The organism is Frondihabitans peucedani (assembly GCF_039537585.1).
Taxonomy (GTDB): Bacteria; Actinomycetota; Actinomycetes; order Actinomycetales; family Microbacteriaceae; genus Frondihabitans; species Frondihabitans peucedani.
In genome coordinates this window covers 30,557-46,438 of record NZ_BAABAU010000007.1, presented here as the reverse complement: position 1 = coordinate 46,438, position 15,882 = coordinate 30,557, and the positions used below count along the sequence as shown (strand labels likewise).

The window sequence follows — 15,882 nt, the reverse complement described above, 5'->3', positions numbered from 1 at the left end:
GGACTCCCTATCGAGTTTTCTCGGGTCGTTTTGTACCCCCTCGAGTTTACGACCGGATCGACTGGATAAGTGCCGGACGAATTCGTCCCTCATATGCCGATGACGGCATGACTACTTCTTGACGGGCAGCGGGGTGAACTCGAAGTGCCAGGGCTCGCCGTACGAGTTGCCGACCGGGTACCAGCCGTACTTCGGGCCGTTGGCGTCCGCCCACTTCTTCTCGGCCGTTCCCGCCTTCTGGACGTTCGCGCCGAAGTCGACGGCCAGAGCCCAGCCGTGGACGGACGTGCCGGGGATCGCGGCGAGGGAGGTGCCCGGTTTGCGGGTCCAGTACTTGCCGGCCCACTCCGTGTCGTTGTGCTGCGGCTTCGTGTGCGGGGAGTTCCGCGAGGTGAAGATGGCCTTCTGGGTGGTGTACGAGCGGTAGCCCTCGGAGACGCTGAGCGGCTTCTTGAACTTCGAGTTGAAGGCGGCAGAGAAGGAGGAGTAGCCCTTGGCCGCGTCGGTGCGGAGCCAGCCGTTCGTCACCTTCGTGAGCGAGGTGAGGGGGATCTTCCCGTTGGAGTAGCCGCCCCAGGCCTTCGTGGCCGCGTGAGCGGGGGTCGCGCTCGCGCCGGCGACGAGGGCGATGGTGGCGAGAGCGGCCAGGGCGGCGACGGCCAGGCGGCCGCGGGCGCCGCGAGCGCCGGTGCGGCTGGTGAGGCCTGCGGGGGTCGGGGTCGAGGTGATCATGCATCGACCCTCGCATCATCCTTCAGGATGATCTGCCCCCAGAGGAGGTCGCCCCACAACGGGGGCGGTGCGGCGTGTCGCCTTGCTGCTGCCTGCTCCGGGCGTCAGACCCTCGCGTTCGGCTGCCGCGGTGGTCCTAGGACCACCGCGGCAGCCGAACGGGAGGGTTTAGCCGTTGCTACCCGGGCAGCAGGATGAGACGCGGGCCGACAGCGGGACTTGAACCCGCAACCTGCTGTTTACAAGACAGCTGCGCTACCAATTGCGCCATGTCGGCAAGTGCGACCAGTCTAAAGGACCACCCCGGTGCGCGGGGATGCCCCCGGAGGGCTTACCCTGGAGGCAGCGTTTCGTGAGTCTCGAGGAGTCCTGTTGTCCAACATCGTCATCGCCGTGGTCGCCATCGCGCTGTTCCTCTTCGGAATGCTGTGCTTCGGACTGGCCTTCCAGGTCGACGAGGCGTGGCGTTTCCTGACCTTCTTCGGCGGCATCATCGCCTGCACGCTCGCGCTGTTTATCCCTATGACGTTCATCGGGCGCAGCAACCGCTCCTGGTAGCAGGCGGCTCGCCTAAAGCGAGCTGACCACCCGCGACGCGTCGAACGGCTTCCGCGGCTTCTCGTCGCCGAAGGCTCCGCCGACATAGAGCCAGCCCAGCAGTTTCTCGCCCGGCAGGAGTTCGTGTGCCTGGGCGACCGCGTCGGCCCTCGTCCAGATGCCGGTGCGCCACATGACACCCCAGCCCGCCTCGTCGAGCAGCAGGCTGAGCAGGTGCGCGACGCCGGAGGCGACGGACTCCTGCTCCCACTCCGGCACCTTCCGGCTCTCGCGAGGCGAGAGCACGACGGCCAGGAGGAGCGGCGCTCGCAGCGGCTTGCCGGCCAGCTTGTCGGCCGCGTCGCCCTCAGCGCCGCCCGCCACAGCGATGGCCCGGCCGACCGTCTCGCGGGCGTCGCCCCGGATCTCGATGATCCGCCAGGGCACGAGACCCGAGTGGTCGGCGACCGTCGCGGCCGCCGCGACCAGCTCGAGGAGCTCGTCACGGCTCGGCGCCCGGTCGTCGACCTTGGATCGGGAACGGCGGCGGAGCGCCGCGTCGCGGACGGGCGTGCGCCCCGCCGTCTCCACTACTCGGTCGCCTCGAAGTTGAGCGACAGGCTGTTCATGCAGTAGCGGTCGCCGGTCGGCGTGCCGAAGCCGTCGTCGAAGACGTGGCCCAGGTGCGAGCCGCAGTTGGCGCAGCGCACCTCGGTGCGGACCATGCCGAGCGACCTGTCTTCGATGAGCTGGACCGCCTCAGGGCGGACCGACTCGTAGAACGACGGCCAGCCGCAGCCGGAGTCGAACTTGGTGCCGCTCTTGAAGAGCTCGGCGTGGCAGGCGGCGCAGGTGTAGAGACCGGCGCGGCTCTCATCGAGGAGCTCACCCGTCCACGGGCGCTCGGTCGCGGCCTGGCGCAGCACCTGGAACTCCTCGGGGCTCAGCTCCTCGCGCCACTCGGCGTCCGTCTTCTCGACCTTGTACTCCACGGGGTGCTCCTTCGGTTCGGGGTGCGTCCTCCTGCTGGCTGCAGCAGGACCACCCCATTCAACACGGAGCGCACCCCGATGATTCCGTGAGTCGGCAGTGGGCGGGCTGAACGGCTAGCAGGATGCTGCGGCCGGGTCGCAGGGCCGGGCGTCCGCCGACCTAGGCTCGGGGGCATGGACACGGCAGAGCGCTTCCGCGACTTCGCGCTCGTCGCGGGAGCGCAGGGGTCGCCGCTCTACGAGGCGTGGGCCCGCGGGATCGCCGCGGACGACGCGATCCTGCGCCTCATCGATCGCGCGAGGCCCGGTCAGCGGCAGCCGGTGCTCGTGCTGGCCGTCTGCCGGTGGCTCGGGGCTCCGATCGGCGAGTACGCGGCCCTCCGCGCCTGGATGCTCGACCACTCCGAGGCGTGGCTCGACGAGCTCGACCGCCGCCTCACCCAGACCAACGACGTGCGGCGCACGGCCCCGGTGGCGCTGGCGCTCGCGGCGGCGGGGATCGACGGGCCGGTGTCGCTCCTCGAGGTGGGCGCCGCGGCCGGGCTCGGGCTCTACCCGGACCGCTACGGCATCCGGGTCGCGACGAGCGCCGGTGAGCGGGTGCTCGGTGATCCTGCGAGCCCGGTGCGCCTCGACGTGCGGGTCGAGGGGCGGGCCGCGCAGGATCCCGGAGCACTCCCCGAGATCGTGCACCGGGCCGGCCTCGACCTGGCACCCCTCGACCCTCGCGACCCGGCGGACGCGCTCTGGCTGGAGACGCTGCTCTGGCCGGGGCAGACCGACCGCGTCGAGCTGCTGCGGGCCGCGCTCGAGGTGGCACGGCGCGATCCTGCGCACCTCAGGGCCCTCGACGCGGTCGACGGACTCGAGACGCTGGTCGCGAGCGCAGCGCCGGGCTCCACGCCGGTGGTCGTGACCGCGGGGACGCTCGTCTACCTGCCGGGCGCCCGGCGGCAGGCGTTCGTCGACGAGATCGGACGCCTCGGAGTGCGGTGGGTCTCGTACGAGAGGACCGGACTCCTGACCGGCGTGCACGACACGCTGCCCGAGCCCCGGCCGACGGCCGACGACCCGGACCGCTTCGCGACGCTGGCGCTCGACGGGGCGGCTCTCGCCACTGGCGACGCTCACGGCACGCGGCTGCGGCTCGCGCCGTGCCTCCCCGATGTCGGCGCGCCTGCGCCCTAGGCTGCTAGGGACCGGAGGGCGGCGCATGCGAGAAGACGAGATCGGGGCTCTGAGCGAGCGCGATCGGCGCATCCTCGACTTCGAGCAGGATGCACCCGTCTCGCCCGCCCGCAAGGAGGCCGCGATCCGCAAGGAGCTCGGCCTGACGGCGCCGCGGTACCAGCAGCTCCTCGGTTCGCTCATAGAAAGACCCGCTGCACTTGCCTACGCGCCCATGCTCGTCTCGAGACTCCAGCGTCTTCGCGACTCGAGAGCGGCCGCGCGCAGCGCCCGCACGTTCGGGCGCTGAGTCCGGGCACTGACCCTCGGGCACTGACCCGCCGACCCACGGAGATCACCTCACCCATGGCCAAGTTCCCGCCCGATCGTTTCGACGGGGTGCCCGACTCGCTCCTGCGCGTGGGCGCCCACCGCTCCGGCAAGCCCCGCCACGGCGGCTGGATCGTGTTCGCGTGGGCGGCCCTCGCCTGCGGCGTGCTCGTCGGCATCGGCGTCGGCGTGCTCGCCGTGACCAACAACAGCTTCCAGTTCACAGACCCGTCGTCGTCCGCGGGAGCCGCCACGACGTCGCCGTCGGGCTCGTCGTCCTCGTCAGGGTCGTCGACGCCGAAGTCCACGCCGACCCCGACGACGGCGCCGATCACCGACCCGTCGAAGATCGACCCGGCGAAGACCACCATCACGGTGCTGAACGCCACCTCGACCGCGGGCCTCGCGGCCAACGCCGGCACCGCGCTCAAGAACGGCGGCTGGACGGTCGGCAACGAGGGCAACGCGTCGAGCGACGTCGGCACCTCCGTCGTCTACTACGACGCGTCGGCGACCGACAACAGGGCGATCGCACTGGGGATCGCCCAGAAGCTCGGGATCACGACCGTGCAGCAGAGCGCGTCGTTCCCCGGGGCCACGATCACTGTCGTGCTCGGATCGGACTACACGAGCAAGTGACACGCTGACACGGCGGGCGCCTCGGGTCGGGGTGCAGGGCCGTGATCCTGCGCTCAGATGTCACGAAAAGACGACTCGCGTTACGGCCGTGTTAAGAACGGGTCGTTTTGCTTCGTCGGGCCCGGTTTTTTGCCATCGGGGTACAGTCCTCGTCCCTCCTTTTCATTACTATCTGGAACCAGTCGGCGCTCAGCAACCTGGGCTGGAGCCGCTTGTGCACAGCTGGAGGAGTACGAAAATGGCCAACGGAACCGTCAAGTGGTTCAACGCCGAGAAGGGCTACGGGTTCATCACCGTCGAGGGGGACGGGCAGGATGTGTTCGTCCACTACTCGGCCATCGACATGAGCGGATACAAGGTCCTCGAAGAGGGTCAGGCTGTCGTGTTCGAAGTCGGGACCGGCAACAAGGGCCCCCAGGCGGAGGCAGTCCGCCTCGCCTGACCCGGTATCAGCGAGAGGGCGTCGTCTCTTCGGAGGCGGCGCCCTTTTTCGCGCCCGCGCGCACCTCGCCGATCGACCGGAGGGCGGCCTGGCGCCGCTTGCACTCGACCGGGCAGAGTGCCAGAATCAATTGGCACTCCTTAGTAGCGAGTGCCAGAGGCTCATCTGTTTCACGGCACCAGCCGGGGCGATCCGCCCCACGACGTCCGGGAGGGACGAAAAACCACATGGCTAAGATCATTGCTTTTGACGAAGAGGCCCGACGCGGCCTCGAGCGCGGCCTCAACATCCTGGCCGACGCGGTGAAGGTCACGCTCGGCCCGCGCGGTCGCAACGTCGTCCTGGAGAAGAAGTGGGGCGCCCCCACGATCACCAACGACGGTGTGTCCATCGCCAAGGAGATCGAGCTCGACGACCCGTACGAGAAGATCGGCGCCGAGCTGGTCAAAGAGGTCGCGAAGAAGACCGACGACGTCGCCGGCGACGGCACGACGACGGCCACCGTCCTCGCTCAGGCACTCGTCCGCGAGGGCCTCCGCAACGTCGCCGCAGGCGCCGACCCGATCAGCCTGAAGCGCGGCATCGAGAAGGCCGTCGCGGCCGTCTCCGCGCAGCTGCTCGAGAACGCCAAGGAGATCGAGACCAAGGACGAGATCGCGGCCACGGCCTCCATCTCGGCCGCAGACCCCACCATCGGCGCGCTGATCGCCGAGGCGATCGACAAGGTCGGCAAGGAGGGCGTCGTCACCGTCGAGGAGTCGAACACCTTCGGCACCGAGCTCGAGCTCACCGAGGGCATGCGCTTCGACAAGGGCTACCTGTCGCAGTACTTCGTCACCGACCCCGAGCGCCAGGAGGCCGTCTTCGAAGACGCCTACATCCTGATCGTCAACTCGAAGATCTCGAACATCAAAGACCTGCTGCCGATCGTCGACAAGGTGATCCAGTCGGGCAAGCAGCTCCTGATCATCGCCGAGGACGTCGACGGTGAGGCTCTCGCGACCCTCGTCGTCAACAAGATCCGCGGCATCTTCAAGTCGGTCGCCGTCAAGGCCCCCGGCTTCGGCGACCGCCGCAAGGCTCAGCTCCAGGACATCGCCATCCTCACCGGTGGCCAGGTCATCGCCGAGGAGGTCGGTCTCAAGCTCGAGAACGCCACCCTCGACCTCCTGGGCCGTGCCCGCAAGGTCATCATCACCAAGGACGAGACCACCATCGTCGAGGGTGCCGGCGACGAGGAGCAGATCGCCGGCCGCGTCCGTCAGATCCGTTCCGAGATCGAGAACACCGACTCCGACTACGACCGCGAGAAGCTCCAGGAGCGCCTCGCGAAGCTGGCCGGTGGCGTCGCCGTCATCAAGGCCGGCGCTGCGACCGAGGTCGAGCTCAAGGAGCGCAAGCACCGCATCGAGGACGCCGTCCGCAACGCGAAGGCAGCCGTCGAAGAGGGCATCGTCGCCGGTGGTGGCGTCGCCCTGATCCAGGCCGGCAAGACCGCGCTCGACGGCCTCCAGCTGGAGGGCGACGAGGCGACCGGCGCGAACATCGTGCGTGTCGCGATCGACGCTCCGCTCAAGCAGATCGCCTTCAACGCGGGCATGGAGCCCGGTGTCGTCGCCGCCAAGGTTCGCGACCTGCAGGTCGGCTGGGGCCTCAACGCCGCGACCGGCGAGTACGTCGACATGCTGGCCGCCGGCATCATCGACCCCGCCAAGGTGACGCGCTCCGCTCTGCAGAACGCCGCCTCGATCGCCGGCCTCTTCCTCACCACCGAGGTCGTCGTCGCCGACAAGCCCGAGAAGGTCCAGGCTCCGGCCGGCGACCCGACGGGCGGCATGGACTTCTAAGTCCGGCAGCTCCACGGCAGCACCCGTTCCGCGCGAAGGCCGGTTCCCCCTCGGGGGAGCCGGCCTTCGTCGTTGTCGGGTCGTGGCGCGGGGGCGCAGTGCAGGGCGCGGGTGCCGGGTGCGGGTCTGCCGTATGGGCGGGTGGTGGTCGCTGTGGGCGGGGCTCCGGGGCGGGGCCGACGCCTGCGGGAGCCCGCCGACGCGCGGCGGGCAGCGGGCGGCGGGCAGCGGAAGCGCCTACGCCAGCGAGTCGGGCAGCAGCGGCAGCGAGACGCGGAAGGTGGCGCCGCCGCCGGGGGTGTCGAAGACGTCGACCTCGCCGTCGTGCGCGGCGACGATGCCGGAGACGATCGCGAGGCCGAGGCCGGAGCCGCCGGTGTCGCGGGTGCGGGAGGTGTCGGCCCGCCAGAAGCGCTGGAAGATCTTCTCGCGGATCTGCGGTGGGATGCCCTCGCCGTGGTCGATGACGTCGAGCGTGGCCATGCCGCGGCCCGGGTCGGCCTGCACGGCCAGCTCGATGGGCGAGTCGGAGTCGGTGAAGCGCATGGCGTTGCCCATCAGGTTCGTGACGACCTGGCGGATCTTGTTCTCCTCGCCCAGGATCACGGGGCTGATGGCGCGCTCGTCGGCGTCGTCGAGGCGGGGGAGCTCCTCGGGCGGGACCCCGGCGGCCGAGGCGCGGGCGCGCCGGATCCTGAGGCGGGCGAGAGTGGCGCCGGCGAACGCGATCGGGCCGGTCACTCCGGCAGGGGGTGAGGTGGGCGCCTGGGACGGGATGACGTACTCCTCGACGGCGGCTGCGCCGGGGGCGACGGGCTCGCGGACGATGACCCGCACCTCGCGGTCGGTGTTCGAGGCCATGGTGTCGAGCGCGGAGTCGCGGGCGATGGTGACCAGGTCGACGGGGCCGAGCTCCAGCGGCTTCGACTCGTCGAGGCGGGCCAGCTGCAGGAGGTCCTGCACGAGGCCGCCCATGCGGATGGCCTCCTTCTCGATGCGGTCCATCGCCTGGGCGACGTCCTCGGGCTTCTGGAGGGCGCCCATCCGGTAGAGCTCGGCGTAGCCGCGCAGCGAGACGAGCGGGGTGCGGAGCTCGTGGCTGGCGTCGCCCACGAAGCGCCGCATCTGCTCGATCGTCTTGGCCCGGTCGTCGAACGCCGTGTCGATGCGGGAGAGCATCGTGTTGAGGGAGCGGTTGAGGCGCCCGACCTCGGTGTTCGGCGTCGTCGTGTCGAGGCGCTGGCTGAAGTCTCCGTCGGCGAAGCGGGCCGCGGTGTCCTCGACATCGCGCAGAGGGGCGAAGGTCGAAGTGACCAGGAGGCGCGTGAGCGCGGCCCCGAGGACGACGACCGAGAGTCCGAAGCCCAGGAAGATGTAGGTGAAGCGGGCGATCGTGGCGTTGGTGGACGCGAGGTTCTGACCGGTGACGATGGTCAGCGCCTCGACGCGGCCGGTCGCGGTGTTCAGGATCTTCGAGTGCACCGTGTAGAGGCGCCACTCCTCGGTGTGCGCCCGGTTGTAGCCGTTGAAGGCGCCCTCGTGGCTCGCGGTGACGTCCTCGGTGAAACCGGGCAGGTAGGGGGCCGAGCTCATGGCGTCGAGGTCTTCGGTGTTGGTGCAGAGCACCGTCCCGTCGTCGGCGATGATCGCCACGTAGGCGCTCTTGGCGATGCCGAAGTCGGCGGTGCAGTGATCGCTGTCGCCGTCGTACCGGGTGATCGTCTTCGACGCGGTCGTCAGGTCTCGGTCGACCTGGCCGTAGAGGTAGGTGCTCAGCACGGTCATCGTGCCGAGGCCGGCCACGAGCAGCCCGAGGGTCACCAGACACACCGTGATCCCGGTGATCTTGGTGCGGATGGAGATCTCGTTCCACCACTGCGACAGACGTGTGTGCATGACCGCGTCAGAGTAGCGGAGGTGCCTGAGCGGAACATGCCCCGGACGGCTCACGGCTGGGTCACCGGCTCGGGGAGTTGGCTTCGCCTCAGCGGGCGCGTTCCGCGGCCGCAGTGATCAAGGAGGATCCCATGGCAGGAAACAGAGCCGTCGCTTACAAGGGCCCGGGCACGGTCGAGGTCATCGACACCGACTACCCGACGTTCGAGCTGAAGGACGGACCGGGCGTCAACCCGGCCAACGTCGGACGGAAGGTGCCGCACGGCGCGATCCTGCGGACCGTCGCCACGAACATCTGCGGGTCGGACCAGCACATGGTGCGCGGCAGGACGACGGCGCCGGCGAACCTGGTGCTCGGGCACGAGATCACCGGCGAGGTCGTCGAGGTCGGCCCCGGCGTGGAGTTCATCAAGGTGGGCGACCTCGTCTCGGTGCCGTTCAACATCTCGTGCGGCCGCTGCCGGAACTGCAAGGAGCGGAAGACCGGCATCTGCCTCAACGTCAACCCCGACCGCCCCGGCAGCGCCTACGGCTACGTCGACATGGGCGGCTGGGTGGGGGGCCAGGCCGAGTTCGTCCTAGTGCCCTACGCCGACTGGAACCTCCTGAAGTTCCCCGACAAGGACCAGGCGCTCGAGAAGATCATGGACCTCACGATGCTGTCGGACATCTTCCCGACGGGGTTCCACGGGGCCGTCACCGCGGGAGTCGGAGTCGGATCGACGGTCTACGTCGCCGGTGCGGGACCGGTCGGTCTCGCCGCCGCCACCAGCGCGCTGCTCCTCGGGGCCGCCGCGGTCATCGTCGGCGACATGAACGAGGACCGCCTGGCACAGGCCCGCAGCTTCGGCTGCGAGACGGTCGACCTGACGAAGGGGGACCCCGCCGAGCAGATCGACCAGATCCTCGGCGTTCCGGAGGTGGACTGCGCCGTCGACGCGGTCGGGTTCGAGGCCAAGGGCCACGGGCACGGCGCCGAGGAGGCGCCGGCGACGGTGCTCAACTCGCTGATGGACATCACGGCGGCCGGCGGTGCGATGGGCATCCCCGGCCTCTACGTGACCGGCGACCCGGGCGCGGCCGACGAGGCGGCGCAGAAGGGCTCGCTGTCGCTCTCGCTCGGGACCGGCTGGGCGAAGTCGCTGTCGTTCACGACGGGGCAGTGCCCGGTCATGAAGTACAACCACGGGCTCATGCAGGCGATCCTGCACGACCGCGTCCACATCGCCGACAACGTGAACGCGAAGGCGATCAGCCTCGAGGACGCGCCCCGCGGCTACAAGGAGTTCGATGCCGGTTCGGCCACGAAGTACGTGCTGAACCCGAACGGCTACCTCGACGGCGCGGCCGCCGCCTGATCCTCTCGGCAGAGACCCCTCTGCCGACACAGAACGACGTCGCCGCCTCTCGATCGGGAGGCGGCGACGTCGTCGTGGAGCGGGTGAGCCGAGGCTAGGCCTTGGCGGCCTTCAGCATGTAGCCGAAGCCGCGCTTGGTCTGGATGATCGGCTCGGCCGAGAACTGGTCGAGCTTTCGGCGGAGGTACGAGATGTAGCTCTCGACGATGCCGGCATCGCCGTTGAAGTCGTACTCCCAGACGTGGTCGAGGATCTGCGCCTTCGACAGCACGCGGTTCGGGTTGAGCATCAGGTAGCGCAGCAGCTTGAACTCGGTCGGGCTGAGCTCGATGGCCGTGTCGCCGATGGTGACCTCGTGGGTGTCTTGATCCATCGTGAGCTCGCCGGTACGGATGATCGCGTCTTCGTCCTCGTTCATCGTGCGACGCAGGATCGCCTTGATGCGCGCCACGATCTCGTCGAGGCTGAACGGCTTGGTGACGTAGTCGTCGCCACCGACGGTGAGGCCGGTGATCTTGTCTTCGGTGTCGTCTTTCGCCGTGAGGAACAGGATCGGCGAGGTGTAGCCCGAGGAGCGGAGGCGCTTGGTGACGCCGAAGCCGTTCATGTCGGGGAGCATCACATCGAGGATGATCAGGTCGGGTTCTTCTTCGAGGACGGCCGAGATGGCCTGGGCGCCGTTGCCGACTGCGCGGACGGCGAAGCCGGCGAAGCGCAGGCTCGTGGTGAGGAGATCGCGGATGTTGGGTTCGTCATCGACGATAAGGATCTTGGGGCCATCGCTCATGGGATCAAGTATCTGCGCGCGGTCTAAGCGTTTGCTGGGAGTCGCGCGAACGAGCGTTGGTAGCAGCCTGGCCGCGATCCTGCACCCCGCTGACAGCGCTCGCGGCTAGGCCGCCAGCGCCGGCGAGTCGAGGATCGTGTAGCTGTAGCCCTGCTCGGCGAGGAACCGCTGGCGGTTCTGGGCGAAGTCCTGGTCGACGGTGTCGCGGCTGACGAGCGTGTAGAACGACGCCGGCAGACCCGACTTCTTCGGGCGGAGGAGCCGGCCGAGCCGCTGCGCCTCCTCCTGCCGGGAGCCGTAGGATCCGGAGACCTGGATCGCCACCGTCGCCTCGGGGAGGTCGACCGAGAAGTTGGCCACCTTCGACACGACGAGCACCTTCACCTCGCCGTCGCGGAACGCCTGGAAGAGGCGCTGCCGCTCGTCGACGGGGGTGGAGCCCGTGAGCTTCGGGGCTCCGAGGGCGTCGGCGAGCTCGTCGATCTGGTCGAGGTACTGCCCGATCACCAGGATCTGCTCGCCCTCGTGCTTGTCGACCAGCTGGCGCACGACGTTCAGCTTGATCGGGGCCGTCGCAGCGAGGCGGTACCGTTCGTCGTCGGCGGAGGCCGCGTACTCGAGCCGGTCTTCTTGGGGGAGGTCGACGCGGACCTCGTAGCAGTTGGCGGGAGAGATGAAGCCCTGGGCCTCGATCTCCTTCCAGGGGGCGTCGAAGCGCTTCGGGCCGATCAGGCTGAAGACGTCGCTCTCGCGGCCGTCCTCGCGCACGAGAGTCGCGGTCAGCCCGAGACGGCGCCTGGCCTGCAGCTCGGCGGTCAGCTTGAACACCGGCGCCGGCAGGAGGTGCACCTCGTCGTAGACCACGAGGCCCCAGTCGAGCGCGTCGAGAAGAGAGAGGTGCGTGTACTTGCCCGCGCGCCTCGCCGTCAGGATCTGGTAGGTCGCGATCGTGACCGGCTTGACCTCCTTGACCGCGCCCGAGTACTCGCCGATCTCGTCTTCGGTGAGGCTCGTGCGCTTGAGCAGCTCGTCGCGCCACTGCCTGGCCGAGACCGTGTTGGTGACCAGGATCAGCGTCGTGGTCTTGGCCTGCGCCATCGCTCCTGCGCCCACCAGCGTCTTGCCGGCGCCGCAGGGCAGCACGACGACACCGGATCCGCCCTCGAAGAAGTTGTCGACGGCCTTCTGCTGGTAGTCGCGGAGGTTCCACTCGGTGGTGTCGAGGTCGATGTCGTGCGGGGTGCCCGGCGTGTAGCCGGCGTGGTCTTCGGCGGGCCAGCCCAGCTTGATCAGCTGCTGCTTGATCTCGCCGCGGGCCCAGGGGAGGAGCTCCCAGAGGTCGTCGGCGCGCTTGACGCCGAGGAGCTCGCCGACCTTCTTGGCGCGGGTCACCTCGCGGAGGACCGCAGTGTCGGTGCCCCGCAGGAGGAGCTGGTCGCCGTCGCGCTCGATGACGATGCGTCCGTAGCGCGCGACGGTCTCGGCGATGTCGACCGAGACGCTCTGCGGGACGGGGAACTTGGAGTACTTCTCGAGCGTCTCGAGCATGTCGTCGGCCGAGTGGCCGGCGGCGCGGGCGTTCCAGAGGCCGAGCCGGGTGATGCGGTACGTGTGGACGTGCTCGGGGGCGCGCTCGAGCTCGGCGAAGACGCTGAGATCGTGGCGGGCGTCTTCGGCTTCGGGGTGGGCGACCTCGAGGAGCACCGTGCGGTCGCTCTGGACGATCAAAGGGCCTGACACTGTTCTCCCGACGTCGGTGGTCGCTCGTGCGGCCGCAACGTTCCACTCTAGGCGCGGTGGGTGGGAGGGTGCCGCGGGCGGCGGGCGGCCGGGCGGCGGGCGCCCGCGTGCGCCCGGAGGCTGGGAGCTAGTCGACGGGGGTGGCGACGGCGACGATGCTCGAGAGGGGGAGCGTCCGCTCGATGTCGGAGCGCCGGTCACGCCCGCGGAGTCGGCCGCCGCCGACGCCGGTCGGCTCCATCTGCAGCTCGGAGGTGGTCCCGTCGGGCTGGGCCACCGTGAGGAGGACCGTCATGCGCGCCTTGACCGCGGCATCGAGCTGGCGGGCGATCCACGCGCGGTCGGTGTCTTCGGGGGAGTCGCCGGACGACTCCGCCAGGCGCTCGACGAGGCTCTGGACGGGATCGGAGGCCGGGGGCTGCGCGATCCTGCGGGCCCGTCGTCGCTGCGGGGAGCGGAGCGGCTCGTGCTCCGGGTCTTCGAGCACCACGGGGTAGCGCTCGTCGCTGAGCGCCCAGAAGACGGTCTCGGCGTCGTAGCGGGAGATCATGCGGAGGGCGTCGACGCGGCGGAGCGCCAGCGAGGACAGCGCCTGGTCGACCTCGACGGTGTCGAGGAGGGCGGAGTCGTCGCTCCGCAGCTGGCTGACGGCGCCCATGCTGAGGGGGGCGCGGTCGAGCGCCTCCTGCGGCAGGGTCGAGACGCGGTAGCGGCCGTGGCGGGAGGCGGTCTCGGTGAGGAGGTAGTCGAGCGGCTGCGGGACTCCGGTCGTCGAGAGCGAGCTGAGGAAGGAGCGGAGGCTCTCCTCCGTCTCGCCGGCGCTCAGGGCCCGCTCGACTCCTTGCTCGCTGATCCGGTAGGTCGCGGCGAGCCCTGCGCTCTCGACCTCGGCGATCCCGCGGAGGCGAGCGTCGAGCTCCGGCGCGAGCGGCCCGGGCGCCACGACGGTGAGGTCGTGCTGCAGATAGACGGACTCGATCGGTTCCGGCATCAGCCCGGCGACGATCCGGCGGGCAGGAGCGACGCCCTCCCGGAGCAGGGCCACCGCGACCGACGTGGGCCGCGCTCCGGTGGTCAGGCCGAACAGCTCGGCGGAGCGGGCGAAGGCGTCGAGCCGCTCGGGGATCCAGGCCCCGCCGGCGGGGTAGCGCCAGGCGGTGAAGGTGCGGAGCGGCTCGCCCCACGAGGTGTCGGCGCGCTGATCGAGCACCGACAGGATCTCGCGCGGCAGCGCGCCGAGCCACGAGGTGACCAGGATCGCCCAGCGGTCGGGCCAGGAGGAGCGCAGCCAGTCGTCGGCGGCGGAGGTCGGCGCCCAGCCGTCGGGCCCGAGCTCGACGAGGTCTGCCGAGCGGGCCGCGGCCAGGATCGGCCCCACGTCGTCGACGTCGATGCGCGCGGCCTCCGCGAGCCGCCGGGTCTCGGGCAAGGCCAGGCCGCCCTTCGCGAGCTCGCGCGCGGGCGTCTCGGCCACGGCCCGGATCAGCTCGGCCACCTCGATGACGATGGCGTACAGCCTCTCGGCGCTCTGGCGGTCCTGCGCGTCTCGGTCGACCTGCTCGACCGCCTCGAGGCCGGCCGGAGGCAGGGTGTCGGCCAGCGCCTCCTGCGAGAGCTCGGGGTCGTCGTCGAGCGCGGCGGTGACCGAGGGGAGGGTCTGCGCGGAGTCGCCGTCGCGGACGACGAGGAACAGCTCGTCGAGGTGCGCGACGGCCCGGTCGACCTCGTCGAGGGCGACGTCGAAAGCCGGTGAGGCCGCTGCGAGGAGGTCGGCGGGAGTGCCCGGCGACGCCGCCGCGCGGAGAGCGAGCAGGGCGACCCGGTCGAGCCGGGTCAGTGCCTCGCGGACCGACGAGTGCTCGAGCAGGGCGTCGGCGAGATCGAAGGCGTCTTTGACGGCCGCGGGCCTCGAGATGGTCCGCTCGCGGAGACGGGGCAGCAGCTGCTCGGGGGCGAGAGCGCGGACGACCCCGGCGAGGTCGAGGGCGCTAGCCACGGGGCGCCTCTGCCTCGCGGGTGCGATGCCCGGGGCTCAGCGTGTGCCGCCCCTGTTCTGACGGGTCAGACGGATGATGTTGATGACGAGGAACGCCAGGATCAGGAGGACCGCGACCGGGAAGGCCAGCAGCGGGAGCAGGTTGACGGTCGGCCAGATGCCCGACTTCGAGTTGCTGGCACCGCTCACCGAGCCGAAGACCTCGAGCAGCACGCAGACGACGCCGAGCACGGCGACGGACACCGCGGCGAGGCCCAGGGCGCGCCCGATGCGGTCGATGCGCGTGCGCTCGTCGCCGGCGCCTGTCTTGTCTGCCACATCGCCAGCGTAGTGGGCCCCGCTCGGCCGTGTCCCCGTATGCTTGGGGCGCCCCATCAACCAAGGAGTCCAGTCATGCCCACCGGCAAGGTCAAGTTCTACGACGACGAGAAAGGCTTCGGCTTCATCTCGAGCGACGACGGCCAGGAGGTCTTCTTGCACGCGTCGGCCCTGCCCGCGGGCACGACCGGAGTGAAGGCCGGCACCCGACTCGAGTTCGGCATCGCCGACGGCAAGAAGGGCGCGCAGGCGCTCTCGGTCCGTGTGCTCGACGCGGCTCCCAGCATGGTCGAGCGCAGCCGTCGCTCCGCTGAAGACATGGCGGTCATCGTCGAGGACCTCGTGAAGATGCTCGACGGTGTCGGCAACCGGCTGCGTCGCGGCCGCTACCCCGAGAACGGCGCGCAGGTCGCTGCCGTCCTCCGGAAGATCGCAGACCAGCTCGATGCCTGACGCAGCCCCGGCCGACTCGTCCCTCTACTCTCTCGCGCGGGAGGCCCTGCTCGAGATCACCCGCGACGACACGATCGGCGAGCCCCGAGACGTCTCGGTCGACGACCAGGGCGTGACCACGGTCCGCTTCGAGAACACGCTGCCCGGCTACCCCGGCTGGCTCTGGACCGTCAGCGTCGCGACGCTCGAGGGCCAGGAGCCGACCGTGCTCGAGACCGAGCTGCTGCCGGGCGACTCGTCGCTCCTCGCGCCCGACTGGGTGCCGTGGGTCGAGCGTCTCGCGGAGTACGAGGCGTCGCAGGAGGCGGCTGCCGCGGCCGGCGACGCCGATGACGACGAGTCGGATGACGGCGACTCCGACGACGAGTCGGACGACGACGACTCGGACGACGACCCCGACGACGATGATGACGACTTCGACGAGGACGACGACGAGTCGGACGACGAGGACGCGGACGACGACGAGGTCGAACTGCTCGGAGACGCCGGCGACGACGAGTTCGACGGGATCGACATCGAGGAGGCGGCCGAGGCCGCCGGGCTCGAGGGCGACGACGATGCTGACTCGGACGACGATGCTGACGCCGACGACGACGATGCCGATCGCGCCGAGGGCACCCGCTAGAGCGAGCGCCCCCGCGCCTGCCT

At 70.1% G+C, this 15,882-nt stretch carries 18 protein-coding genes and 1 tRNA gene; 9 read left to right on the top strand and 10 right to left on the bottom strand.

Translation table 11 applies throughout. The features are described 5' to 3' along the window. Positions 1–111: 111 nt before the first annotated feature. Complete coding sequence (locus ABD733_RS17205) at positions 112–732, bottom strand: M15 family metallopeptidase (RefSeq protein ID WP_344798512.1); 621 nt, start codon at positions 730–732, stop codon at positions 112–114. A gap of 204 nt (positions 733–936) precedes the next feature. Next, a tRNA-Thr gene (locus ABD733_RS17200) sits at positions 937–1,009 on the bottom strand. A 95-nt stretch (positions 1,010–1,104) separates the two neighbouring features. On the opposite strand from ABD733_RS17200, the gene ABD733_RS17195 reads away from it, so the two are divergent. Then, positions 1,105–1,290: a hypothetical protein gene (locus tag ABD733_RS17195; RefSeq protein WP_344798510.1), complete on the top strand. Its 186-nt coding sequence runs from the start codon at positions 1,105–1,107 to the stop codon at positions 1,288–1,290. Positions 1,291–1,302: 12 nt separating this feature from the next. Here the strand turns inward: ABD733_RS17195 and ABD733_RS17190 are convergent, their stop codons facing one another. After that, complete coding sequence (locus ABD733_RS17190; RefSeq protein ID WP_344798508.1) at positions 1,303–1,860, bottom strand: nitroreductase family protein; 558 nt, start codon at positions 1,858–1,860, stop codon at positions 1,303–1,305. Beyond that, on the bottom strand, positions 1,860–2,261 hold the full coding sequence (msrB, locus tag ABD733_RS17185) for a peptide-methionine (R)-S-oxide reductase MsrB (protein WP_344798506.1): 402 nt from the start codon (positions 2,259–2,261) through the stop codon (positions 1,860–1,862). The genes ABD733_RS17190 and msrB overlap by 1 nt, the downstream gene beginning before the upstream one ends. Before the next feature lie 174 nt (positions 2,262–2,435). On the opposite strand from msrB, the gene ABD733_RS17180 reads away from it, so the two are divergent. From ABD733_RS17180 to ABD733_RS17165, 4 genes are all read left to right on the top strand, one after another. Continuing rightward, a complete protein-coding gene (locus ABD733_RS17180; RefSeq protein WP_344798504.1) occupies positions 2,436–3,449 on the top strand; it encodes a DUF2332 family protein in 1,014 nt (337 codons plus the stop codon). Between the two features lie 25 nt (positions 3,450–3,474). Then, positions 3,475–3,738 carry a DUF3263 domain-containing protein gene (locus ABD733_RS17175; RefSeq protein WP_344798502.1) on the top strand — a complete coding sequence of 88 codons (264 nt, stop codon included), beginning with the start codon at positions 3,475–3,477 and terminating at the stop codon, positions 3,736–3,738. Between the two features lie 56 nt (positions 3,739–3,794). After that, a complete protein-coding gene (locus ABD733_RS17170) occupies positions 3,795–4,397 on the top strand; it encodes a LytR C-terminal domain-containing protein (RefSeq protein WP_344798500.1) in 603 nt (200 codons plus the stop codon). 238 nt (positions 4,398–4,635) lie between these two features. After that, positions 4,636–4,839 (top strand): cold-shock protein, encoded by a 204-nt coding sequence (locus ABD733_RS17165; protein ID WP_055963817.1) that lies wholly within the window; start codon positions 4,636–4,638, stop codon positions 4,837–4,839. Between the two features lie 7 nt (positions 4,840–4,846). On the opposite strand, the gene ABD733_RS17160 is transcribed toward ABD733_RS17165, so the two are convergent. Continuing rightward, positions 4,847–4,969, bottom strand: a complete 123-nt coding sequence (locus tag ABD733_RS17160; RefSeq protein ID WP_344798496.1) for a hypothetical protein — start codon at positions 4,967–4,969, stop codon at positions 4,847–4,849. A gap of 97 nt (positions 4,970–5,066) precedes the next feature. On the opposite strand from ABD733_RS17160, the gene groL reads away from it, so the two are divergent. Next, positions 5,067–6,686 carry a chaperonin GroEL gene (gene groL, locus ABD733_RS17155; protein WP_344798494.1) on the top strand — a complete coding sequence of 540 codons (1,620 nt, stop codon included), beginning with the start codon at positions 5,067–5,069 and terminating at the stop codon, positions 6,684–6,686. A 237-nt stretch (positions 6,687–6,923) separates the two neighbouring features. Here the strand turns inward: groL and ABD733_RS17150 are convergent, their stop codons facing one another. Next, positions 6,924–8,582 (bottom strand): sensor histidine kinase, encoded by a 1,659-nt coding sequence (locus ABD733_RS17150; protein ID WP_344798492.1) that lies wholly within the window; start codon positions 8,580–8,582, stop codon positions 6,924–6,926. Positions 8,583–8,713: 131 nt separating this feature from the next. On the opposite strand from ABD733_RS17150, the gene fdhA reads away from it, so the two are divergent. Beyond that, a complete protein-coding gene (fdhA, locus tag ABD733_RS17145; protein WP_344798490.1) occupies positions 8,714–9,940 on the top strand; it encodes a formaldehyde dehydrogenase, glutathione-independent in 1,227 nt (408 codons plus the stop codon). A gap of 94 nt (positions 9,941–10,034) precedes the next feature. Here fdhA and ABD733_RS17140 read toward each other — a convergent pair whose 3' ends face one another. The 4 genes from ABD733_RS17140 to ABD733_RS17125 all read right to left on the bottom strand — a co-directional run bounded on the left by ABD733_RS17140 (position 10,035) and on the right by ABD733_RS17125 (position 14,781). Continuing rightward, positions 10,035–10,727: a response regulator transcription factor gene (locus ABD733_RS17140; RefSeq protein ID WP_344798488.1), complete on the bottom strand. Its 693-nt coding sequence runs from the start codon at positions 10,725–10,727 to the stop codon at positions 10,035–10,037. Between the two features lie 105 nt (positions 10,728–10,832). Beyond that, positions 10,833–12,467: a DNA repair helicase XPB gene (locus tag ABD733_RS17135; RefSeq protein WP_344798486.1), complete on the bottom strand. Its 1,635-nt coding sequence runs from the start codon at positions 12,465–12,467 to the stop codon at positions 10,833–10,835. Positions 12,468–12,594: 127 nt separating this feature from the next. Next, entirely contained in the window at positions 12,595–14,463 is a 1,869-nt protein-coding gene (locus ABD733_RS17130) for a helicase-associated domain-containing protein (protein WP_344798484.1), read from the bottom strand. A 36-nt stretch (positions 14,464–14,499) separates the two neighbouring features. Further along, the gene (locus ABD733_RS17125) at positions 14,500–14,781 is read right to left on the bottom strand and encodes a hypothetical protein (RefSeq protein ID WP_344798482.1); all 282 of its coding nucleotides are present in this window, start codon (positions 14,779–14,781) and stop codon (positions 14,500–14,502) included. Positions 14,782–14,856: 75 nt separating this feature from the next. Here ABD733_RS17125 and ABD733_RS17120 point away from each other — a divergent pair, with 75 nt between their 5' ends. Beyond that, positions 14,857–15,234 (top strand): cold-shock protein, encoded by a 378-nt coding sequence (locus ABD733_RS17120; protein ID WP_344798480.1) that lies wholly within the window; start codon positions 14,857–14,859, stop codon positions 15,232–15,234. Next, a complete protein-coding gene (locus ABD733_RS17115) occupies positions 15,227–15,859 on the top strand; it encodes a DUF3027 domain-containing protein (RefSeq protein WP_344798478.1) in 633 nt (210 codons plus the stop codon). Before ABD733_RS17120 ends, ABD733_RS17115 begins: the two co-directional genes overlap by 8 nt. Positions 15,860–15,882: the final 23 nt, after the last annotated feature.